This is a genomic window from Streptomyces sp. NPDC127197 (genome assembly GCF_042672405.1).
GTDB lineage: Bacteria > Actinomycetota > Actinomycetes > Streptomycetales > Streptomycetaceae > Streptomyces > Streptomyces flavusporus.
Window position 1 is genome coordinate 230,954 of record NZ_JBHXVG010000001.1, and the last position, 21,729, is coordinate 252,682.

18 protein-coding genes are annotated in these 21,729 nt (G+C 70.7%); 4 read left to right on the forward strand and 14 right to left on the reverse strand.

The window, feature by feature from the left end; all coding sequences use genetic code 11:
- Nucleotides 1–40: 40 nt before the first annotated feature.
- Nucleotides 41–1,312, reverse strand: a complete 1,272-nt coding sequence (locus tag ACFVJQ_RS01160; protein ID WP_385509192.1) for an ABC transporter substrate-binding protein — start codon at nucleotides 1,310–1,312, stop codon at nucleotides 41–43.
- A 121-nt stretch (nucleotides 1,313–1,433) separates the two neighbouring features.
- Here ACFVJQ_RS01160 and ACFVJQ_RS01165 point away from each other — a divergent pair, with 121 nt between their 5' ends.
- The 3 genes from ACFVJQ_RS01165 to ACFVJQ_RS01175 are packed head-to-tail and all read left to right on the forward strand — an operon-like array spanning nucleotide 1,434 to nucleotide 5,032.
- On the forward strand, nucleotides 1,434–1,949 hold the full coding sequence (locus ACFVJQ_RS01165; protein WP_129797277.1) for a PadR family transcriptional regulator: 516 nt from the start codon (nucleotides 1,434–1,436) through the stop codon (nucleotides 1,947–1,949).
- Entirely contained in the window at nucleotides 1,946–2,698 is a 753-nt protein-coding gene (locus tag ACFVJQ_RS01170) for an ABC transporter ATP-binding protein (protein WP_385509193.1), read from the forward strand. The genes ACFVJQ_RS01165 and ACFVJQ_RS01170 overlap by 4 nt, the downstream gene beginning before the upstream one ends.
- Before the next feature lie 51 nt (nucleotides 2,699–2,749).
- A complete protein-coding gene (locus tag ACFVJQ_RS01175) occupies nucleotides 2,750–5,032 on the forward strand; it encodes an FtsX-like permease family protein (RefSeq protein WP_385779998.1) in 2,283 nt (760 codons plus the stop codon).
- 18 nt (nucleotides 5,033–5,050) lie between these two features.
- Here the strand turns inward: ACFVJQ_RS01175 and ACFVJQ_RS01180 are convergent, their stop codons facing one another.
- From ACFVJQ_RS01180 to uvrC, 12 genes are all read right to left on the reverse strand, one after another.
- Entirely contained in the window at nucleotides 5,051–5,542 is a 492-nt protein-coding gene (locus tag ACFVJQ_RS01180) for a DUF2087 domain-containing protein (RefSeq protein WP_385509195.1), read from the reverse strand.
- 97 nt (nucleotides 5,543–5,639) lie between these two features.
- The gene (gene pgi / locus ACFVJQ_RS01185) at nucleotides 5,640–7,289 is read right to left on the reverse strand and encodes a glucose-6-phosphate isomerase (protein WP_385780001.1); all 1,650 of its coding nucleotides are present in this window, start codon (nucleotides 7,287–7,289) and stop codon (nucleotides 5,640–5,642) included.
- A gap of 154 nt (nucleotides 7,290–7,443) precedes the next feature.
- Nucleotides 7,444–7,779: an RNA polymerase-binding protein RbpA gene (locus tag ACFVJQ_RS01190; RefSeq protein WP_129797281.1), complete on the reverse strand. Its 336-nt coding sequence runs from the start codon at nucleotides 7,777–7,779 to the stop codon at nucleotides 7,444–7,446.
- A 199-nt stretch (nucleotides 7,780–7,978) separates the two neighbouring features.
- Complete coding sequence (gene secG, locus ACFVJQ_RS01195) at nucleotides 7,979–8,209, reverse strand: preprotein translocase subunit SecG (protein WP_224740157.1); 231 nt, start codon at nucleotides 8,207–8,209, stop codon at nucleotides 7,979–7,981.
- Nucleotides 8,210–8,310: 101 nt separating this feature from the next.
- Nucleotides 8,311–9,087 carry a triose-phosphate isomerase gene (gene tpiA, locus ACFVJQ_RS01200; RefSeq protein WP_385509197.1) on the reverse strand — a complete coding sequence of 259 codons (777 nt, stop codon included), beginning with the start codon at nucleotides 9,085–9,087 and terminating at the stop codon, nucleotides 8,311–8,313.
- 5 nt (nucleotides 9,088–9,092) lie between these two features.
- Complete coding sequence (locus ACFVJQ_RS01205) at nucleotides 9,093–10,304, reverse strand: phosphoglycerate kinase (protein WP_385509198.1); 1,212 nt, start codon at nucleotides 10,302–10,304, stop codon at nucleotides 9,093–9,095.
- A 108-nt stretch (nucleotides 10,305–10,412) separates the two neighbouring features.
- Nucleotides 10,413–11,420 (reverse strand): type I glyceraldehyde-3-phosphate dehydrogenase, encoded by a 1,008-nt coding sequence (gene gap / locus ACFVJQ_RS01210; protein WP_224740139.1) that lies wholly within the window; start codon nucleotides 11,418–11,420, stop codon nucleotides 10,413–10,415.
- Nucleotides 11,421–11,658: 238 nt separating this feature from the next.
- Entirely contained in the window at nucleotides 11,659–14,622 is a 2,964-nt protein-coding gene (locus ACFVJQ_RS01215) for a M14 family zinc carboxypeptidase (protein WP_385780007.1), read from the reverse strand.
- Between the two features lie 151 nt (nucleotides 14,623–14,773).
- The gene (gene whiA / locus ACFVJQ_RS01220) at nucleotides 14,774–15,763 is read right to left on the reverse strand and encodes a DNA-binding protein WhiA (protein ID WP_086170825.1); all 990 of its coding nucleotides are present in this window, start codon (nucleotides 15,761–15,763) and stop codon (nucleotides 14,774–14,776) included.
- Nucleotides 15,754–16,821, reverse strand: a complete 1,068-nt coding sequence (gene yvcK / locus ACFVJQ_RS01225) for a uridine diphosphate-N-acetylglucosamine-binding protein YvcK (protein ID WP_385509200.1) — start codon at nucleotides 16,819–16,821, stop codon at nucleotides 15,754–15,756. The genes whiA and yvcK overlap by 10 nt, the downstream gene beginning before the upstream one ends.
- Nucleotides 16,818–17,834: an RNase adapter RapZ gene (gene rapZ / locus ACFVJQ_RS01230; protein WP_385509201.1), complete on the reverse strand. Its 1,017-nt coding sequence runs from the start codon at nucleotides 17,832–17,834 to the stop codon at nucleotides 16,818–16,820. Before rapZ ends, yvcK begins: the two co-directional genes overlap by 4 nt.
- Entirely contained in the window at nucleotides 17,831–19,924 is a 2,094-nt protein-coding gene (gene uvrC / locus ACFVJQ_RS01235) for an excinuclease ABC subunit UvrC (protein WP_385509202.1), read from the reverse strand. The genes rapZ and uvrC overlap by 4 nt, the downstream gene beginning before the upstream one ends.
- Nucleotides 19,925–20,216: 292 nt before the next feature.
- Between uvrC and ACFVJQ_RS01240 the strand changes: the two genes are divergently transcribed.
- Nucleotides 20,217–21,191, forward strand: coding sequence for a hypothetical protein (locus tag ACFVJQ_RS01240; RefSeq protein ID WP_385509203.1), 975 nt, complete (start codon nucleotides 20,217–20,219; stop codon nucleotides 21,189–21,191).
- A 39-nt stretch (nucleotides 21,192–21,230) separates the two neighbouring features.
- Here the strand turns inward: ACFVJQ_RS01240 and ACFVJQ_RS01245 are convergent, their stop codons facing one another.
- The gene (locus tag ACFVJQ_RS01245; protein ID WP_385509204.1) at nucleotides 21,231–21,653 is read right to left on the reverse strand and encodes a Rieske 2Fe-2S domain-containing protein; all 423 of its coding nucleotides are present in this window, start codon (nucleotides 21,651–21,653) and stop codon (nucleotides 21,231–21,233) included.
- Between the last annotated feature and the right edge of the window lie 76 nt (nucleotides 21,654–21,729).

Consider the following 21,729-nt stretch of genomic DNA (forward strand, 5'->3'; position numbering starts at 1 on the left):
GGCGTTACCTAACAAGTAACTATGAAGAGTCGGCGAAGGGCTAGCGGCGAGAGATGGCGGCCAGCTCCCGCGCCAGCCGCCGCACCGCCGCTTCGGGCGTCTGCCGCCCGGTCATCGCGTCGTGCACGACCGCCTGCACCGCCAGGCTGACCTGGTCGTAGTGCGGGCTCTTGGGGCGCGGCGCGGCCGTGAGCACGCTCTCGCGCAGGGTCGGCAGGTACGGGAACTCCCTGACGAGCTCGGGATCCTCGTAGAGGTCGGCCCGTACGGGCGGCAGTGCGCCGCGCGTGAGGACCTGGCGCTGGACGCGCTCGCCGGTGAGGTACGCGATCAGGCGCGCGGCGGTGTCGGGGTGCCGGGCGTGTGCGGTGACGGCCAGATTGGAGCCGCCGAGGACACTCGTCCCCGGCCCGTCCGGCCCCGGCAGCGGTACGGCGCCGATCTTCCCGGCGACCTTCGAGCCCTTGGCGGAGGCACCGACGTACGCGTACGGCCAGTTGCGCAGGAAGAGCAGCCGGCCGTCCTGGAAGGCCTGCTTGGACTCCTCCTCCTTGTACGTCAGCGCCGCTTTCGGTACCCAGCCCTCGCGCACCCCACGCGCGAGGAACCCGATGCCCTCACGGGCCGCCGCCGAGTCCACGGTGACGCGCGCGCCCTCGTCACCGAGGATCGTGCCGCCCGCCGAGTAGACGGCCTCGGCCGCGTTGACGGTGAGGCCCTCGTACGGCAGGAACTGGCCGGCGTAGCCGTCGAGTCCGTACTTCGGGGCGACGGTCCTCGCGGCCCGCTCCAACTCGGCCCAGGTGCGCGGCGGAGGGACGCCCTCCTTCGCGAGGACGTCCTTGCGGTACAGCAGCAGCCCGGCGTTGGTGACGTACGGGACCGCGTAGAGCTGCCCGTCGTAGGTCGCCGTGTCGACGACCGGCGGCAGGAAGGTCCCGAGTCCGAAGCGGTCGCGCGGAAGGGGCCGTATCCAGCCCGCCCCGGCGAACTCCGACGTCCAGTTGACGTCGATGTTGAGGACGTCGAACCGGCTGCGGTCGCCGCTGCGCAGGTCCGTGACCATCTGCGCGTGGGTCTCGTCGGCCGAGTCGGGCAGTTCGACGAGGGTCACCTTCTCGTCGGGGTGGGTGCGGTTCCAGCCCTGGAGGAGGGGGCCGAGATAGTTGGTGAGATCTCCGGCGGTGGCGAGCGTGAGCGGGCCGCGGCCGCCTCCGGTATCTTCCTGCGCCTGGGCGCCGGAGGCGACGTAACCGGTCAGGAGCACGAGCAGAACGAGAAGGCCCCTACCGGCGGCGCGCATCCACCGCATAGGTTCCTCCCTGTACACCGGCCACGGGCACCTTCGCCCGGGGTCAGAGGCCATGTATACCCGTTAGGTATGGGCGATACTAGGGCCTGGAGCACATTGCCGAGACAGGAGGACTGCACGCGTGCGCCTGCCCCTCCTGGCCCTCCTGGCCCGTGGCCCGGCCCACGGCTACGAGCTCAAGCAGGACCTTGAGCAACTGCTGGGCTCCGCGTACCCTCAGCCGAACGTCGGCCAGATCTACGTCACCCTCGGCCGCCTCGAGAAGCAGGGACTGATCGAGGGCGAGGACGTCGAACAGTCCAGTCGGCCCAACAAGAAGGTCTACCACCTCACCGAAGCCGGGCGTGAGGCGCTGCGCGCCTGGTTCGAGGAGCCCGAGGACGAGCCACGGGTGCGGGACGAGTTCTTCATGAAGCTGGCACTCGCCCCGCAGACCGGTATCGCCGACCAGATCGCCCTCATCAACAAGCAACGGCGCCAGTATCTGAACACCATGCGTCAACTGTCGAAGCTGGCCGCCGCCGAAGACCGGGACAACCGCATCGCCCACCTGTTGATCGAGGGCGCGATGCTGCATCTGCAGGCCGACCTCGACTGGCTGGAGCGGTGCCAGGAAGAGCTGGAGGAGCTTCAGTGAGCGACGGTTCCGCTCCCGTGCTGCGCGCCGAGGGCCTGGTCAGGACGCACTACGGCGAGGGCGCGCCCGCGTATGCCGTGCGCGGGGTCGACCTGAGCGTGCGGCGGGGCGAGTTCGTGGCGATCACCGGGCCGTCCGGTGCTGGGAAGTCGACGCTGCTGCATCTGCTCGGCGGGCTCCAGCGGCCGGATGCGGGAAGCATCTGGCTGGACGGTGAGTGCACGGACGCGTACAGCGAGGCGCGCTGGGCGGTGGAGCGCCGGAAGCGGATCGGGATCGTCTTCCAGTTCTTCAACCTGGTGTCGAACCTGTCCGTCGCCGACAACGTCGAGCTGCCGGCTCTCCTCGCCGGGGTGCCGCCGAAGCGGGCGCGCGCCGAGCGGGAGCAGCTGCTGACCGAGCTGGGGCTCGCGGGCAAGGAGCGCAGCATGCCGGGCGAGCTGTCCGGCGGCGAGCAGCAGCGGGTCGCGCTCGCCCGTGCCCTGGTCAACCATCCGCCCCTGCTGCTCGCCGACGAACCCGCGGGCAGCCTGGACAGCAAGGGCACCCGTGAGGTGATGCGGCTGCTGTCCCGCTTCCACCAGCGCGGCCAGACGATCCTGCTCGTCACGCATGACGCGCGGCTGGCGAGCGCCGCGGACCGGGTGATCAGCTTCTTCGACGGGCGGATCGCCGACGACGCGGAACTGGACGGCGGCCCGCCTGCGCGCCGCTCCGGGATATCGGGTGTGCTGGAGCTCAGGGACTGACATGCGGGCGTACGACCATTGCGCTGACTTCGGGCCGAGGGGCTGAGGCCCGTGCGAGCCACCCTGCGCTGGGCACACTCCGATCTGCGCACGCACCGCGGCGAGGCGCTGTTCCTCGTCCTCGCCACGGCGGGCATCGTCGTGTCGCTGCTGCTGGCCACCGCCCTCTTCGGGTACGCCACCAACCCCTGGCAGCGGGTCTTCACCCAGGCCCGCGGCGCCCACGTCTGGCTGCACACCGACGCCTCCGCCGACACCCGGAAGCTGGCCGCGCTGGACGGCGTCGAGTCCGTCGCCGGTCCCCTTCCGACCGCCTCCACCACCGTCGCCTCCCGGGGCACCCGCGCCTCGGTGGAACTGCGCGGCACCGGGGAGCTGCCCTCCGTCGACCGCCCGCTGCTCACCTCAGGCCACTGGCTGGATCCCGCCACCCCCGACGGCGTGGTCCTGGAGAGCGGTCTCGCCCGCGCCCTGCTGGCCCAGCCCGGCGACCCGCTCACCCTGCCCGGCACCGCGCGGAAGCTGACCGTCGTGGGCGTCGCCGACAGCGCCGAGCCCCGTTACCGGCCGGGTGAACAGCCCGGCCTGGTCTGGGCGCTGCCGTCCGCGGTGCCCGACCCCGGCGGACAGGTCATCGGCGTGCGCCTGACGGACCCGGACGACACGGACTACGCCGTCCAGCGCGCCGTGACCCTGCTGGGCGCCGGAGCGATCGGCGAGGTCTCCACCTGGCAGCAGGCGCGCGCCGAGGCGCAGGGCGACAACCGGCTGCTCGGCCAGGTGCTGGGGCTGTTCGGTCTTGGCGCGCTGATCGCCGCCGGACTCGCCGTGCACGGGGCGATCGGCACCCGTATCCGTGGCCATCTGCGGGACATCTCCGTACTGAAGGCGATCGGCTTCACGCCAGGCCAGGTCGTCCGGGTCTTTCTGCTCCAGCATCTGGCGTACGCCCTGCTGGGCGCCGTGGCCGCCGCCGCGCTCACCGAGGCGCTGGGCAGGCGGATCCCGGGGCGGTTCGGAGACGCGGTCGGCGTGTGGCAGGGACTGCCCGGGCATACGGCCGCCCTCATCGTGGTGCCGGTGGGCGCGGTGCTGTTCATCGGCGCGACCACCGGGCTCGCCGCATGGCGGGCGGGACGGGTGCCCCCGGTGCCCGTGCCCCGGGCCACGGCACCCCTCGGCGGCCGGCTGTCGGGCGTGGCGCGGCGCGCACTGGGCGTACGGGTGCCGCCCGCGCTGGTCCTCGGCTGGCACAAGGCGTTCACCCGTCGGCCCCGGTCCCTGGGCACGGTCGCCCGGCTCGCGCTGCCGCTGCTGCTGATCGTGGTGGCGATGAGCGCATGGACCACCATCGACCGCTTCCACAGCAGCCCCGAGCGGATCGGCCTCCCCGCCGCGCTGACCGTCCGGGCCGACGCGGGCCTGAACGACCGGGACGCCCGCGCCCTGCTGGAACGCGACCCGCAGGTCGCCGCCGCCTACCCGGGCGTCGAAGTGGCCGCCCTGGTACCGGGCCAGACGGCGACCATCGCCCTGCGCGGCCTCGGCACCCGAGCGGACCCCTATCCGTACACGCTGGCCGAGGGCCGCCCCGCGCGCGGGCCCGACGAGGCCGTGGCCGGGCAGGGGCTGCTCGACCTGCTGGACGTACGGGTGGGCGACTGGGTGCGGATGACCGTCGGCGACCAGCCGCAGGTCCTGCACATCGTGGGCCGCAGCATCGAGCCGGAGAACGCCGGCCGGGTCGTCTCCACCTCCCTGGACACCCTCCGCGAGAACGACCCCGGCCTCCGCCCGACCCTCCACCAGCTCCGCCTGACCGCCGGCGCCGACCCGCACGAGGTCGCCGACCGACTCGCCACGGCCGGACGCGGCCACCTCGACGTGCACACCGTGACGAACCCGGCCGACGGGCTGTCCCCGCTGCGCGGAGTCGTCCTCGGGCTGATCGCCGTGCTCGCCCTGATCGGGCTCATCGAGCTGCTGACCGCGATCGGCGGCACGGTCCGCGAGGGCGAGCGGGACCTGCTGGCCCTGAAGGCGATCGGCCTGTCCCCACGCCAGATCACCGCGATCACGGTCACGGCCACCGGCTGTACGGCACTGGCGGCCCTGCTCGCCGCCCTGGCCCTCGGGCTGCCGCTGGCGCACTGGCTGATCGACGCCCAGGGCAGATCCAGCGGCCTCGGCGCCGGCATCGCCCAGGGTCCCTCCCCCGCCCTGCTGCTGCTCCTCGGGGCGTCCGCCGTACTCGGCGCGACCGCCCTCGCCGCCCTCCCGGCCGCCCGAGCGGCCCGGCGCCGCCTCGCGGACACGCTCAGCGCGGTGGCCTGAGCGCGACTCCCGGCGTCGTCACCCGGAGACCGCGGTGACGCGCCGGTAGCTGCTGCCGTCGCGCTCGCGCACGAGCAGACCGTTCTCCACGCAGTAGCGGCGCAGCGCGGACGTGTCGTCGTGGACGGTGCGGAACGCCTCGTTGACCTCGCGCTCGGTATAGCTGCGCTCGGCCGCGAAGAGTGTTTCCGTCAGATGCTCGAGCAGTTCACGGCGTACGACCGGACGGACCGGGATCGACGTCAGCCGCCCGCGGGAAAAGAACCCGGTCAGCCGCCGGGGCACGCCGTCCGCCGCCGGTTCGGCGGGGCGTGCGCGGCGGAAGACCGACGCGTCGGCCGTCAGGGAGCCGTCGGGACGGCGTTCCACGAGCCCGGCCGAGATCAGGCGTCCCAGGTGTTTGCGCACCGCGGGCGCGTCCTCCTCGCGTGGCGGCAGGTCCTGCAGCACGATGCGGGCATACAGCTGCAGCCGTTCCGGGTCGGCGAGCGCGGCCAGGAGCTGGTCCATGGGATTCCTTCCGGCAGGTGACGGAGCCGGAGCAGTGTCACCCGCCGACCGGTGGCCGCGCATCCGAATAACGTCCGCGCGGCCACCCGGCACCGGCTCAACGCCCGCGCAGCTCCCGGTACTTGGCGACCAGCGTCTTGGTGGACGCGTCCAGGCCGGGCACCTCGGCGCCCTCGGTGAGCGCGGGCTCGACGCGCTTGGCGAGGACCTTGCCGAGCTCGACGCCCCACTGGTCGAAGGAGTCGATGTTCCAGACCGCGCCCTGGACGAACACCTTGTGCTCGTACAGAGCGACCAACTGGCCGAGCACCGACGGCGTGAGCTCACGCGCGAGGATCGTGGTCGTCGGGTGGTCACCCTTGAACGTCTTGTGCGCCACCAGCTCTTCCGGCACACCCTCGGCGCGCACTTCGTCCGGCGTCTTGCCGAAGGCCAGTGCCTGCGTCTGGGCGAAGAAGTTGGCCATCAGCAGGTCGTGCTGGGCCTTCAGCTCGTCGCTGAGCTCGGCGACCGGCTCGGCGAACCCGATGAAGTCCGCCGGGATTAGCTTCGTGCCCTGGTGGATGAGCTGGTAGTAGGCGTGCTGCCCGTTCGTGCCGGGCGTGCCCCAGACGACGGGTCCGGTCTGCCAGTCCACCTCGTGTCCGTCCCGGCCGACGTACTTGCCGTTGGACTCCATGTCGAGCTGCTGGAGGTAGGCGGTGAACCTGGACAGGTAGTGGCTGTAGGGCAGTACGGCGTGCGACTGGGCGCCCAGGAAGTTGCCGTACCAGATGCCCAGCAGGCCCAGCAGCAGCGGCACGTTGGACTCGGCGGGGGCGGTGCGGAAGTGCTCGTCGACCAGGCGGAAGCCGTCGAGCATCTCCCGGAAGCGGTCCGGCCCGATGGCGATCATCAGCGACAGGCCGATCGCGGAATCGTACGAGTAGCGGCCGCCGACCCAGTCCCAGAACTCGAACATGTTGGCCGTGTCGATGCCGAACTCCGCGACCTTCTCGGCGTTCGTCGACAGAGCGACGAAGTGCTTGGCGACGGCGGCCTCGTCACCCAACGCGTCCAGCAGCCACTTTCGCGCGGACGTGGCGTTGGTGACCGTCTCGATGGTGGTGAAGGTCTTGGAGGCGATGATGAACAGCGTCTCGGCCGGGTCCAGGTCGCGCGTCGCCTCGTGCAGGTCGGCGCCGTCGACATTGGAGACGAAGCGGACCGTCAGATCGCGGTCGGTGAAGGCGCGCAGCACCTCGTACGCCATCGCCGGGCCCAGGTCGGAGCCGCCGATGCCGACGTTGACGACGTTGCGGATCCGCCGGCCGGTGTGCCCGGTCCACTCCCCCGAACGGACCCGCTCGGCGAAGTCGGCCATCTTGTCGAGAACGGCGTGCACGGCCGGCACGACGTTCTCCCCGTCGACCTCGATGACGGCCTCGCGCGGCGCCCGCAGCGCGGTGTGCAGGACGGCGCGGTTCTCGGTCGTGTTGATCTTCTCGCCGCGGAACATGGCGTCCCGCAGGCCGAAGACGCCCCTAGCGGCGGCCAGCTCGCGCAGCAGCCGCAGGGTCTCGTCGGTGACGAGGTGCTTGGAGTAGTCGACGTACAGGTCCCCGACCTGCAGCGTGTAGCCGGAGCCGCGCCCGGGGTCCGCCGCGAACAGATCCCGCAGATGGGTGTCCGCGAACTCCTCACGGTGCTTGGCCAGAGCGGTCCACTCGGGCGTCTGATTGAGCCTGGTACGGCCGTCTGCGTTCATGGTCCCAACCTAATTGATCAGTGGGAGACGTGAGCTGTCGTCGCGTCGTCGTGCCGTGCAACAACAGATACGTTCACCTTGACCACAGGTGTCAGCACCACAGGCGTCAGCCGTCGGGCCGGGCACGGCTCGGTGCCCGGCCGGAGCTCAATTCCTAGATCTCGCCCCGCAGTTTGGCGAGCGCCTCGGCGAGGATCGCCTCGCCGTCCGCGTCGCTGCGCCGCTCCCGTACATACGCCAGGTGCGTCTTGTACGGCTCGGTGCGCGGCGGGGCCGGTGGGTTGTCCCGGTCCTGTCCGGCCGGGAACCCGCAGCGCGGGCAGTCCCAGGTGTCGGGAACCTGTGCGTCGCTGGCGAAGCTCGGCTGTGTTTCGTGCCCGTTGGAGCACCAGAAGGAGACGCGCAGACGGGGCGCGGACTCGCCGCGCTCGGCCTCGCCCATCGGCCCCGCCCCGACCCGGCTTCCTCGGATCGCGTTGCCACTTGCCACGGTCGTAACTCCCTGCGTGATGGTGCCGCGAAGCGAGTCGGCGTTTCGCTTCGCTGCGAGCGCCTCAGTCTACGTAAGGCCCAACGCGCGTCCAGTGATTGGAGTTACCGACCCCATATCAAGACGCAAGCCCCATGATAGGCCGCGCTCCGGTGCGCGTACCCAACATGGGGCGTTACGTGCGGAATGTGTGTGCCGGTCAGTTGCTGACCTTCATCAGGATGCCCAGCACGACAATGCACGCGAACCACAGCAGACCGACCACCACGGTGATGCGGTCCAGGTTGCGCTCGGCGACCGAGGAGCCGCCGACGGACGACTGCATGCCGCCACCGAACATGTCGGAGAGGCCGCCGCCCTTCCCCTTGTGCATCAGCACCAGCAGCATCAGCAGCAGGCTGAAGACGATCAGGGCGATCGAGAACCCCATAACCACGGCTGGACCAACTTCCTCGGATCTGGATCGACGACGGGGTCCAGCATGCACTGCTGGACCCCGCAAGGGTACGACGTATCGCCGCTACCGCATACTCACTGGTCGCGGAAGCGGACGATCTTGACGAACTCGTCCGCGTCCAGCGAGGCGCCGCCGACCAGCGCGCCGTCGATGTCGGCCTTGGCCATGATCTCGGCGACGTTGCCGGACTTCACGGAGCCGCCGTACTGGATGCGGACCTTGTCGGCGACGTCCTGGGAGTACAGCTCGGCGATCTTGCCGCGGATCGCCGCGCAGACCTCCTGGGCGTCGTCGGCGCCGCAGACCTTGCCGGTGCCGATGGCCCAGACGGGCTCGTAGGCGATCACGATGGTCTCGGCCTGCTCGGCCGCCACGTCCTTCAGACCGCCCTCGACCTGGGTGAGCGTGTGCGTGACGTGGTTGCCCGCGTCGCGGACCTCCAGCTCCTCGCCGACGCACATGATCGGGGTCAGGCCGTGCTTGAAGGCGGCCTTGACCTTGGCGTTCACCTGCTCGTCGGTCTCGCCGTGGTACTGCCGGCGCTCGGAGTGGCCGACCGCCACGTATGTGCACTTCAGCTTGGCCAGCATCGCGCCGGAGATCTCGCCGGTGTACGCACCGGAGTCGTGCGCCGAGAGGTCCTGGGCGCCGTACTTGATCTTCAGCTTGTCGCCGTCGACCAGGGTCTGCACGGAGCGCAGGTCGGTGAAGGGCGGCAGGACGGCGACCTCGACGGCCTCGTAGTCCTTGTCGGCCAGGGCGAAGGCGAGCTTCTGGACGTGGGCGATGGCCTCGAGGTGGTTGAGGTTCATCTTCCAGTTGCCCGCCATCAGCGGCGTGCGCGTGCTCATTAAGGTCAGTCCTCCAGTGCGGCGAGGCCGGGGAGCGTCTTGCCCTCGAGGTATTCGAGGGAGGCGCCGCCACCGGTCGAGATGTGGCCGAATGCGTTCTCGTCGAAGCCCAGGGTGCGCACGGCCGCGGCGGAGTCGCCGCCGCCGACCACGGTGAAGCCCTTGGAGTCGACGAGGGCCTGGGCGACCGCCTTGGTGCCCTCGGCGTAGTCGGGGTGCTCGAAGACGCCCATGGGGCCGTTCCAGAAGACGGTGGCGGCGTCGGCGAGCTTCGAGGCGTACAGCTTGCGGGTCTCCGGACCGATGTCCAGACCCTCCTGGTCCGCCGGGATGGCGTCCGCGGCGACGGTGGTGGGGTTCGCGGGAGCCTTGGTCTTCAGGTCCGGGAACTCGGGGGCGACCAGGACGTCGACCGGCAGGACCAGCTCGACGCCGGTCTTCTCGGCGCGCTCGATGTACTCGGTGACGGCCGGGATCTGGTCCTCCTGAAGGAGGGAGATGCCGACCTCGTAGCCCTTGGCCTTGAGGAAGGTGTAGGCCATGCCGCCGCCGATGAGGAGGCGGTCGGCCTTGCCGAGCAGCTGGTCGATCACGGCGAGCTTGTCGGAGACCTTGGCGCCGCCGAGAGCGACGACGTACGGCCGCTGGACGTCCTCGGTGAGCTTCTTCAGGACACCGACCTCGGTGGCGATGAGGTGGCCGGCGTAGTGCGGCAGCCGGGCCGGGAGGTCGTACACGGAGGCGTGCTTGCGGTGCACGGCACCGAAACCGTCACCGACGTACACGTCGGCGAGGGCGGCGAGCCGGTCGGCGAAGGCGGCGCGCTCGGCGTCGTCCTTGGCCGTCTCGCCGGCGTTGAAGCGCAGGTTCTCGATGACCGCGACCTGACCGTTCGCCAGTCCGGCGACGGTGGCCTGCGCGGACTCGCCGACCGTGTCGGTGGCGAACTGCGCCTCGGCACCGAGGAGTTCACCGAGGCGCCGGGCGGCGGGCAGCAGCGAGAAGGCGGGGTCCGGGGCACCCTTGGGGCGGCCGAGGTGCGAGGCGACGACCACCTTGGCACCGGCGTCCGCGAGGGCCTTGACGGTGGGCAGTACGGCGCGGATGCGGCCGTCGTCGGTGATGACACCGTCGGCCAGCGGCACGTTCAGGTCGGCACGGACGAAGACCCGCTTGCCGTCCACACCTTCCGAGAGAAGTTCGTCGATCGTCTTCATGAGGGGACTCCTGAGAGGGCTGGTCGATCAGTACGTGCGGCAGGGCTCGGACAACGCGGTGCGCGCTGACCGAGCCCTGCTCTCACATCGAGGTGCCTGCTCCGGTGATCAGAGCTGGTTGCCGACGAAGACCGTGAGGTCGACGAGGCGGTTGGAGTAGCCCCACTCGTTGTCGTACCAGCCGATGACCTTCACGTTCTTGCCCTCCTGGACCATGGTCAGGGAGGAGTCGAAGGTGCAGGACGCCGGGGCGTTGACGATGTCCGAGGAGACGATCGGGTCCTCGGTGTACTCGAGGAGGCCCTTCAGCTCGCCCTCGGCGGCCTTCTGGAAGGCGGCGTTGACCTCTTCCTTGGTGACCTCGCGGCCGAGCTCGACGACCAGGTCGGTGACGGAGCCGGTCGGGACCGGGACGCGCATGGCCATGCCGTCCAGCTTGCCCTTGAGCTGCGGCAGGACCAGGGCGGTGGCCTTGGCGGCACCGGTGGTGGTCGGGATGATGTTCTCGGCGGCGGCACGGGCGCGGCGCAGGTCCTTGTGCGGGAAGTCCAGGATGCGCTGGTCGTTCGTGTACGCGTGGACGGTCGTCATCAGGCCCTTGACGATGCCGAAGTTCTCGTCGAGGACCTTGGCCATCGGCGCCACACAGTTGGTGGTGCAGGAGGCGTTGGAGATGACGTGGTGGTTCGCCGGGTCGTACTTGTCGTGGTTGACGCCCATCACGATGGTGATGTCCTCGTCCTTGGCCGGGGCCGAGATGAGGACCTTCTTCGCACCGCCCGCGATGTGCTTCGCGGCGTCTTCCTTCTTGGTGAAGATGCCGGTCGACTCGATGACGATGTCGACGCCCAGCTCGCCCCACGGGATGTCGGCGGGGTTGCGCTCGGACAGCACCTTGATGGTGTGGCCGTCGACGGTGATCGTGTCGGCGGTGTGCGTGACCTCCTGCTTGAGGCGGCCCAGGATGGTGTCGTACTTCAGCAGGTGAGCGGTGGTCGCGGTGTCACCCAGGTCGTTGACAGCCACGATCTCGATGTCTGCACCCTGCTCCAGCAGCGCGCGGAAGTAGTTACGACCGATGCGGCCAAAGCCGTTGATGCCTACGCGGATCGTCACGAACCGATCTCCTCGTTGGTACGCCGGTGTCTTGACGCCGGCGAGCTGTATGGGATGTCCCCGACCGGATCCGACCCTACCTCCCCGAGGCCTCCGGGGTGACATCGAGATGGCCCATACACGGCACTGCGGTCCGTACCCGCCAGTAGGGGTACGGACCGCCCGGGCCGCGAGAGCCGATCACCCGAAATGACTACGCGGAGTCGGCGGTCGTTGACCGTCGTCGACCATTGGAAACTCAGTCGTCGAGTGCTGCGAGTGCCTCCCCGATCAGGGCTCTGCGGTCGGCCGCCGCGGTGACGTGCTCCAGACCGAAGCCCAGCAGCACGGTGTCGTCCGTGGTGACCGCTCCGTATGTCTTGAACAGTTCGCCGGACAGCCCCCAGTCCTTGACCACCGCGGGGCTGCCCGAGGGCGGTCCCGGGGTGCTCCAGGCGCCGAGCGATGTCTCGAAGCCCTCCGTCTGGCCCGCCGTACCGCCGATCACGACGGAGGCGTTGTCGGCGAGGACGCCGTGGCCGCCGGAGCCGGGGTCGGTGATGTAGGAGAGCGAGACCTCGACCGTCTTCCCGGCGTAGGCGGAGAGGTCGAACTCGACCTGCTGCCAGCCGTCCGAGGCGCCGGTGAAGCTGTTCCAGGAACCGCTCGTCCCGGTGGGCGTGCAGCCGCCCTCGCCCGGTGTCAGATACCGCTCGAGGGCCGGGTGCGCCTGGACGAAGTAACCGGCCTCGCACTCGGTGGGCACGGCGGTGCTGGTGGCGCCGCCCTTCTCCGGGAGCGTGGTCCAGTCGTCCGCCCCGGCGGTGTGCGCCTCCAGGACGGCGTGGTCGTAGCCCTGCTCGGTGTCCCACAGGAGCCGGGTGCGCAGGGTCGGGGCGTCGGCCGCGCTGACGGAGGTGAGGTCGATGGTCCGGGTCAGACGGTTCCAGGCGTAGTCGGAGTGCGTGACGGCCGCCATGGAGGCGCCCTCGTACGGGCCGTACGGGTTGACCGTCCCCGGGTACTGGCCCGCGCCCGCGCTCTCGAACTGCGGGAACGTCTCCACGGGCAGGGTGTCCGAGGTGACGCCGAAGGATCCGGCCGCGTTCAGCGGGTTGCCGGGCGCGTCGCCGAGGGTTCCCGTGACGCCCGCCAGCCGGCCGGTGCCGGTGAACGCCGTGGCGTCCGGCAGGGACGTACGGCTGTAGGCGCCCAGGTAGTACTGACTGAAGTCGTTCGACAGGGTGCCTCCGCCGAGGTCGACCGAGCCACCGGCCGTCTCGCCCGCCTCGATCAGCTTGCCGCCCTCGTTGAGGTGGGCGCGCAGTTCGAGCTGGGTGGCGACGCCGGGCCGGGCCGCGCCGGTGTGGTGGACGACGGTGTCGAAGTGCTTCAGGACGCCCAGTGCGTCCGGGGCGCCCTGGGTGGCGACGTCCCAGACGAGTGCCTTCCTGCCGTTGGCCTTCAGGGCGTCCACGTACATCTGTGCCTGGGTCGCGGGCGCCCCCTCCTCGGCGACGACGAGCGTGTCCGCGCGCGGCCGTTCGGCGACCGTGTACGTGAAGTGCTCGCTCTCGGTGCGCTTGCCGCTCTTCGTCTCGCCGGTGAACCAGACCTCGACCCTGTCCCCGGGATCGCCGTCGTCGACTTCGGCCCGGTACTCGTCGAAGTGGAGGTTGTCCTCACCGCCGAACGTCTCACCGCCCTGCCACGGCCGGAGCGCCACGTCCTGCGTACGGCCGCCGTTGACGCGGTACCTGAGCTCCTTGTCCCGCACGGACCTGCGTGCGACGACGGAGACCTCCTGGTCGGCGCCGCGCGCGTACGACGTCGTGAAGGCCGCCGGTGTGAAGTCGGGGGCGTCGATGCCGACCGACGACTTCGGCCGGTCCGGCCGGGCCGCGGACTCGGCGACGGAGAGCGCGAACGGGATGTTCTTCTCGAACTCCTGCTGGATCAGCTTCTCGTCGTCCGGGAAGGTGAAGATCGACGCGCAGTCCGCGGGCTTCCAGGCGTCGTCCGGGTCGACGTTCGAGGCCGTCTGACAGGTCGACATCTCCGGGGTGAACATCGCGGTGCCGTTGATGTTGGCCGCGTGACCGTCCGCCTCGCCGTTGGTGGTGTAGAGCTCGGAGGAGAGCTGCGGATGGTAGCCCGGGATCGCGGAGTTCTCCGGCGTACCGGCGAGGGCCTTGTAGAGCACGTCGTCCGGGGTCGGCGTGGCCACCTGCCAGCCGACCCCGTAGAGGAGGAGTTCGGCGGCGGAGTGGTAGTTGATGCCGTACTCGAAGCCGATACGCCGCTCGAAGGCATCGAGCGCCTTGGTCTCGGGTTCGGAGTTCGGGCCGGGGCCGCGGTAGGTCTGGCTGGTGGGGTACGGAGACGAACCCTCGTCGTCATAGCCCCACTTGTAGGCGAAGTTGCGGTTGAGGTCGACGCCGTCGCCGATCGTCCAGGCGCCGTCGCCGTTGTTGTCGCGCATGTTCTTGCGCCACTGGCGGTCGCCTTCGGGGGCGTGGGTCCAGTCGTAGCCGTCGGGGTTGGCGACGAGGACGAACCACAGCTCGGTCGTGTCGACGATCTTCTTGATCCGCTTGTCCGTGGCGTAGTTGTCCAGGTAGTGGTGCATCAGCCGCCGGGTCATCTCCGGGGTGATCCACTCGCGCGCGTGCTGGGCGGACATGTACAGGGCGGAGGGCTTGGCTCCGTCCTTGGTCCGCTTCGCGTTCCTGGTGAGCTTGAGGGCGAGGATGTCCTGGCCCTGGACCGTCTTGCCGATGGAGACGACCTTGGTGAGGGACGGGTGCTCCTGGCCGGTGCGGAGGATCTCCTCCTTGAGGCCACCCGCTCCGCTGTACGGCCGGTAGACACCGTCCCCGGCGGCAGCCACACGCGCGCGTGCCTGCGCCGAGAGCGTGTGCTCCTTGAGGTCGACGCCCTGCTTTTCGAGTTTCCTGGCCTGCTTGTCGGTGAGATAGACCTCGACGGTGGCGGTGCCCTTGTCGGGAGCCTGTTCGCCGAGTTCGTGACCGTCCTGACCGGTTGCGAGCAGCAAGGGGATCTGCTGCTTGGTGACTTCGGCGCGGTAGACCTTGACCTCTTCCGCGTCGGGACTCGATGAACTTGTGGAACTGGCGCCCTGTGCCTGGGCGAAGGGTGCGATGCTCGCTCCACCGATCAGGAGCGCGCCGACAGCGAGGATCGATCTCGCTCTGTGTCTCATGGACCCCCCTGGTACTGGATCGCCCCAGTGGCGAATAGGTGCCAGGCTCATGACACTTCATGATCGAGTCAAGGGTGCCTCCGACACGCACACACGCCGGTGCCGACCACCCAAGTGGGCGTCGGCACCGGCGTGCTGATCGCTCGTCAGGTCATCCCGCGAGGTTGTCCGCCAGCTCCTCGGAGAGGTTGGCCTCCGTTCCCGGGATACCGAGGTCGGCGGCCCGCTTGTCGGCCATGGCCAGCAGGCGGCGGATACGACCCGCGACGGCATCCTTGGTCAGTGGCGGGTCGGCGAGGGCGCCCAGCTCCTCCAGGGAGGCCTGCTTGTGCTCCATGCGGAGCCGGCCGGCGGCCGCGAGGTGCTCGGGGACGTCGTCGCCGAGGATCTCCAGAGCGCGCTGGACGCGGGCGCCGGCGGCGACGGCCGCGCGGGCGGAGCGGCGCAGGTTGGCGTCGTCGAAGTTGGCGAGGCGGTTCGCCGTGGCGCGGACCTCGCGGCGCATCCGGCGCTCCTCCCAGGCGAGCACCGACTCGTGGGCGCCGAGGCGGGTGAGGAGGGCGCCGATGGCGTCGCCGTCCCGGACGACGACCCGGTCCACGCCGCGCACCTCGCGGGCCTTCGCGGCGATCGACAGCCGGCGGGCGGCGCCGACGAGCGCGAGCGCGGCCTCGGGGCCGGGGCAGGTCACCTCGAGCGAGGAGGAGCGGCCGGGTTCGGTGAGCGAACCGTGCGCCAGGAAGGCGCCCCGCCAGGCCGCCTCGGCGTCACAGGTGGCCCCCGAGACCACCTGCGGGGGCAGGCCGCGGATCGGGCGGCCCCGGCCGTCCACGAGGCCGGTCTGCCGGGCCAGCTGGTCGCCGCCCGCGACGACGCGCACCACGTATCGCGAACCGCGCCGCAGCCCGCCCGGCGCCATCACGATCAGCTCCGAGCTGTGCCCGAAGATCTCCAGGATGTCCCGCTTGAGGCGGCGGGCCGCCATCGCGGTGTCCAGCTCCGCCTCGATCACGATGCGCCCGCTGACCAGGTGGAGGCCGCCGGCGAACCGCAGAATGGCGGAGACCTCCGCCTTCCTGCAGCAGGTCCGGGTGACGGGGAGCCGGGAGATCTCATCCTTCACCGCTGCCGTCATCGCCATGGGCCGATCCTTCCATGCATCCGAAAAATACGGTCGTACGCGGCGGCCAGCAGCTCCGGATCGTGCCGCGGAGTTCCGTCCCTCCGGGCCACCGGCGCCAGCTCGACCGCGGCCCCGAAACGCCGGGCGGCGTCGGTCAGCGAGTCGCGGTCGGGCACGGCGGCCTCGTCGGCCAGCACCACGTCCAGGGCGAGTTTAGGGGCGTGTCGTCCCAAAACCTCCAAATGACGCTGCGGGGAGAAGCCCTCGGTTTCTCCGGGCTGCGGGGCGAGGTTCAGCGAGAGTACCCGGCGCGCCTTCGTCTCCAGGAGGGCGTCCAGCAGTTCGGGCACCAGCAGGTGTGGGATGACCGAGGAGAACCAGGAGCCGGGGCCGAGCACCACCCAGTCCGCGTCCAGGACCGCCTCGACGGCCTCGGGCACGGCGGGCGGGTCGTTCGGCACGAGGTGCACGGACTGCACCTCGCCGGGGGTGAGCGCCACGGTCGCCTGGCCGCGGACCGTCCCGATCTCCTCCGGCCGGTCCGGGTCGTGCCCCTTGACCAGGGCCTGGAGCTCCAGGGGCACGGCGGACATGGGCAGCACGCGCCCCTGCGCGCCCAGCAGCTTGCCGACCAGGTCGAGCGCCTGGACGTGGTCGCCGAGCTGCTCCCACAGGGCGACGATCAGCAGGTTGCCCACCGCGTGTTCGTGCAGTTCGCCCTGGGACTGGAAGCGGTGCTGGATGACCCGGGCCCAGGTCTGGCCCCACTCGTCGTCCCCGCACAGCGCGGCCAGCGCCTTGCGCAGGTCGCCGGGCGGCAGCACGCCCAGCTCGTCGCGCAGCCGGCCGCTGGAGCCGCCGTCGTCGGCCACGGTGACGACGGCGGTGAGGTCGCCGGTGATCCGGCGCAGTGCGGCGAGCGAGGCGGACAGGCCCATGCCGCCGCCGAGGGCGACCACCTTGGGCTGGGCGCCCCGGCGGCGCGCCCGGCCACCCCGGGGCTCGGCGAGCCGGCCGCCGCGCCCTTCCGGGGTGACCCCGCGCAGCCTGCTGAGCCGCGACGTACGTCCGGTCATTCGCGTCCCATGTCCCGGTGCACGACCACCGTCTCCACGCCCTCGGCCGCGAGGCGCGCGGCGAGCTTCTCCGACATGGCGACCGAGCGGTGCTTGCCGCCCGTGCAGCCGACCGCGATGGTCACATACCGCTTGCCCTCGCGCCGGTAGCCGGTCGCAATGAGCTGGAGCAGCTCGGCGTAGCGGTCGAGGAACTCCTTCGCGCCGGGCTGGTTGAAGACGTACGAGGCGACCTCGTCGTTCAGGCCGGTGAACGGGCGCAGCTCGGGCACCCAGTGCGGATTGGGCAGGAACCGGCAGTCGACGACGAGGTCGGCGTCGACGGGGAGGCCGTACTTGTAGCCGAACGACATCACGGTGGCCCGCAGCTCGGGCTCCTCCTCGCCGGCGAACTGGGCGTCCATCTTGGCGCGCAGCTCGTGCACGTTCAGGCTGGAGGTGTCGATCACCAGGTCGGCGTCGCCGCGCAGCTCGCGCAGCAGCTGACGCTCGGCGGCGATGCCGTCGACGATGCGGCCGTCGCCCTGGAGGGGGTGCGGGCGGCGCACGGACTCGAAGCGGCGCACCAGGGCCTCGTCGGAGGACTCCAGGAAGACGATCCGCCGGGTGACGCCTCTGCTGTCGAGGTCCGCGAGGGACTCGCGGAGGTTGTCGAAGAAACGACGGCCGCGGACGTCGACGACGACCGCGATCCGCGCCACGTTGCCCTGGGAGCGGGCGCCGAGCTCCACCATGGTGGGGATCAGGGCGGGCGGGAGGTTGTCGACGACGAACCAGCCGAGGTCCTCCAAACACTTCGCGGCCGTCGAGCGTCCGGCTCCGGACATGCCGGAGATGATCACCAACTCGGGGATGGCCGTCTCGGGGACCCCGTTGCCTTCGACGCCCGTACCCACCTGCGCTCCGCTTTCCCGAGGCGCATCCTGCCGGGTGCGGTCCTCGCCGGTTTCCTTGTGCGTTTCCCTGGGTGCCTGATCTCGCTGGGCTGTGGGCTGCTTCTCGTGCTCGGTCATCTCTCCTGCCCCCGTCGCTCGTCCGGGGCGCCCGTGGGCACGGGCTCCCCTGGGGGACCCGCCGTCGTCTCGGGTGCCCCGTCTTCCACGTCATCCATGATCTCTCCGGTCGCCGTGTTCACGGCGGGCGCGGCCGGAGCCGCCTGGGCAAGGGCCACGGCGATGGTCTCGGCCGTTTTGCGGCCTATGCCCGGAACCTCGCAGATCTGGTCGATTGTTGCGGATCGCAGCTTCTTCACCGACCCGAAGTGCTTGATCAGCGCCTGTTTGCGTGTCTCGCCGAGCCCGGGAACGTCGTCCAGGGGGCTCGAACGGAAGCGCTTGGCGCGCTTGGTCCGCTGGTAGGTGATCGCGAACCGGTGGGCCTCGTCGCGGACCCGTTGCAGCAGGTAGAGGCCTTCGCTGGTGCGGGGCAGGACGACCGGGTCGTCGTCGTCCGGCAGCCAGACCTCCTCCAGGCGCTTGGCGAGGCCGCACACGGCGATGTCGTCGATGCCGAGCTCGTCCAGGGCCCGCTTGGCCGCCATGACCTGCGGCTTTCCGCCGTCGACGACGACCAGCTGCGGGGGGTAGGCGAAGCGCTTGGGGCGGCCGTCGTCCTCGGTGAAGGCGGTGGGTGCGCCGTTTCCGGCGGCGTCCACGGTGCCGTTCGTGAGGTCGGGCTCGCTCTCGGCCCACTCGCCGGTCTTCTCCTTCTCGGCGAGGTAGCGCCGGAAGCGGCGGGTGATCACCTCGTGCATCGAGCGGACGTCGTCCTGCCCCCGGAAGCCCTTGATCTGGAAGCGCCGGTACTCGCTCTTGCGCTGCAGCCCGTCCTCGAAGACGACCATGGACGCCACCACGTCGTCGCCCTGGAGGTGCGAGATGTCGTAGCACTCGATCCTGAGCGGTGCGCTGTCCAGGTCCAGGGCCTCGGCGATCTCCTCCAGCGCGCGCGAGCGCGTGGTCAGGTCGGAGGCGCGCTTGGTCTTGTGCAGGGCGAGCGCCTGCTGGGCGTTGCGCTGCACGGTCTCCATCAGCGCCTTCTTGTCGCCGCGCTGGGGGATGCGCAGCGAGACGATCGATCCCCGGCGCCCGGTCAGCCACTCCTGCACCGGCTCCACCGGGTCGGGCAGGGCGGGGACGAGGACCTCCTTGGGGACGGCGTCGCCGCTCTCCTCCCCGTACAGCTGCTGGAGGGCGTGCTCGACGAGGGCGCCGGTGGTGACCTCCTCGACCTTGTCGGTCACCCAGCCGCGCTGACCGCGGACGCGACCGCCGCGGACGTGGAAGATCTGCACGGCTGCTTCCAGCTCGTCCTCGGCGACCGCGATCAGGTCGGCATCGGTCGCGTCCGCGAGCACGACCGCGTTCTTCTCCATGGCCTTCTTCAGGGCCTCTATGTCATCGCGCAGCCGGGCCGCCCGCTCGTACTCCAGTTCCTCGGCCGCCTCGGTCATCTGCTTCTCGAGGCGACGCAGGTAGGTGCCCGTGCGGCCGGTCATGAAGTCGCAGAACTCCTCCGCCAGACCCCGGTGCTCCTCGGCGTCGACCCGGCCGACGCAGGGGGCGGAGCACTTGCCGATGTAGCCGAGCAGGCAGGGGCGGCCGGTGCGGGCGGCGTTCTTGAAGACTCCGGTCGAGCAGGTGCGCACCGGGAAGACGCGCAGGAGCAGGTCGACGGTGTCCCGGATGGCCCACGCGTGCGCGTACGGCCCGAAATAGCGCACGCCCTTCTTCTTGTGCCCGCGCATCACCTGCACGCGCGGGAACTCCTCGTTCATCGTCACCGCGAGGTAGGGGTAGCTCTTGTCGTCGCGGTACTTGACGTTGAACCGGGGGTCGAACTCCTTGATCCAGGAGTACTCCAGCTGCAGCGCCTCGACCTCGGTGGACACCACCGTCCACTCCACCGACGCGGCCGTGGTGACCATGGTCCGGGTGCGCGGGTGCAGTCCCGCCAGGTCCTGGAAGTAGTTGGCCAGGCGCTGGCGCAGGCTCTTCGCCTTTCCGACGTAGATCACCCGGCGGTGCTCGTCACGGAACCTGTACACCCCGGGAGAGTCCGGGATCTGTCCCGGACTGGGGCGGTAGCTGGAGGGGTCGGCCATGTCTCACACCCTACTGGCGAGCAGTGACACTCCGGCGAGCCTGTGGACAACGCCCGCAGGTCCTGCGGGGCGGCCGGCGGACGCCCGCCCGAGGACACCGGTCGAAGCTCGGCCAAGAGGACGCCACGGTTGGGCATCAGGTGTTGTCGAGGCATGGTCAACACGCTTCAATGCGGGGGAACTCGGGACGGCGGCGTACGGATGTGAAGAAGCCCCGACGCCGACAGGGGGACCCGACACCCGCGCGAATGGTCTGACCAGCCGTTGTGATCCAGCACAGAAAGGCCCCTGCATGCCGCACGCCACACAGCACGCGGACATCGCCGCCGACGCCGCCGAAGACGTCGCCGCCGCCGCGGAACTGGACACGGCCCTGCAAGGCGGCCCCTTCCACGTCGCGCTGCGCGCCGCGATAGCCGCCCGCGGACTGCCCCTGCAGCGCGTGCAGCACCATCTGTTGCGGTACGGCGTGAAGGTCGGCGTCACCAGCCTGAGTTACTGGCAGCAGGGCGCCCGGCGCCCCCAGCGCCCCGAGTCGCTGCGTGCCGTGCGGGCCCTGGAGGAGATCCTCCAGCTACCGGAGGAGTCACTGATCCGGCTGCTCTCCGACACCGACGAGCGGGTCTCCGCGCGGCGCCGAGGGGCCCGCTCCTACCGCGCTCTCGTCGAGGCCTCGGGCGTCCTGGAACGGCTGCTCGCCGAGCTGGACGCGCCCCTCGACGGCGGGCTGCACATGCTCGGGCACCACGAGCACGTACGGATCGGGGCGGGTCGCGAGCTCATGGGGCGCGAGTCGCACCACATCGTGCGCGCCCACCGGGAGGGCGTCGACCGCTTCGTGGCCGTCCACCACGGCGACCCCGGATGCGTACCGGAGCGGGTGAGGGTGCATGCGCTGGAGAACTGCCGCACGGGACGCATCCGTTGGCACCACGAGACCGGGGTGCTCGTCGCCGAGCTGCTCTTCGACACCCGGCTGCGGGCCGGCGACACCTACCTCTTCCGCTACGGCTTCGAGGACGGCACCGCCGGTGTCTCGCGCGAGTACGTCCGCGGCTTCGGCCCCGCCGGCGGCCAGTACGCCCTTCAGGTGCGGTTCGACGAGAACGCCCTGCCCGTGCGTTGCCACCGGTTCACCCAGCAGTCGGCGGCGGCCCCGCGCAGCGGCCGCCAGGAGCTGCCGCTCACGGACCGCCACCATTCGGTGCACCTCGTCGAGCCCCGGGTGCGGTCGGGGATCGTCGGCATCGGCTGGGACTGGGAGTAGTGGTGCTTCGTCAGGTGCTGCCGGGGATCCTCCGGCGGATCAGGCTCCCGGCCCGGCCACGATCCTGCCGTTCTCGGTCCTGACCGGGAGCTCGCTCAGCGGCACGGTGGCCGGGGCGTGCAGCACCTCGCCGGTCGTGGCGTCGAACTCGCTGCCGTGGCAGGGGCAGACGAGTTTCGTCCCCTCCAGCTTGTTGATGGGGCACGCCGCGTGCGTGCAGATCGTGCTGTACGCCTTCAACGAGCCGTCCTCGGCCCGGCTGACCACCACGTTGTGATCGCGGTACAGCCTGGCGCTCCCCTTGGTGACCTCGGTCTCCGCGCCGAGCTCTACCGGCGCGGTGGGCGCACCGGCCGGCGCCCCGCCCTGCGGGGAACAGGCCGCGAGCCCGAGCCCGGCGACCGGCGCGAGGGCCGCCCCTCGCAGGACGGTACGGCGGCTCGGGGAAGGTCGGGCGGGCATGGGGTCTCCACTGGTCAGTGCGGTTCAGGGGTGGTGTCTGCCGACGATAGCGGCCGGTGATCGAGCGGGGGCGCCT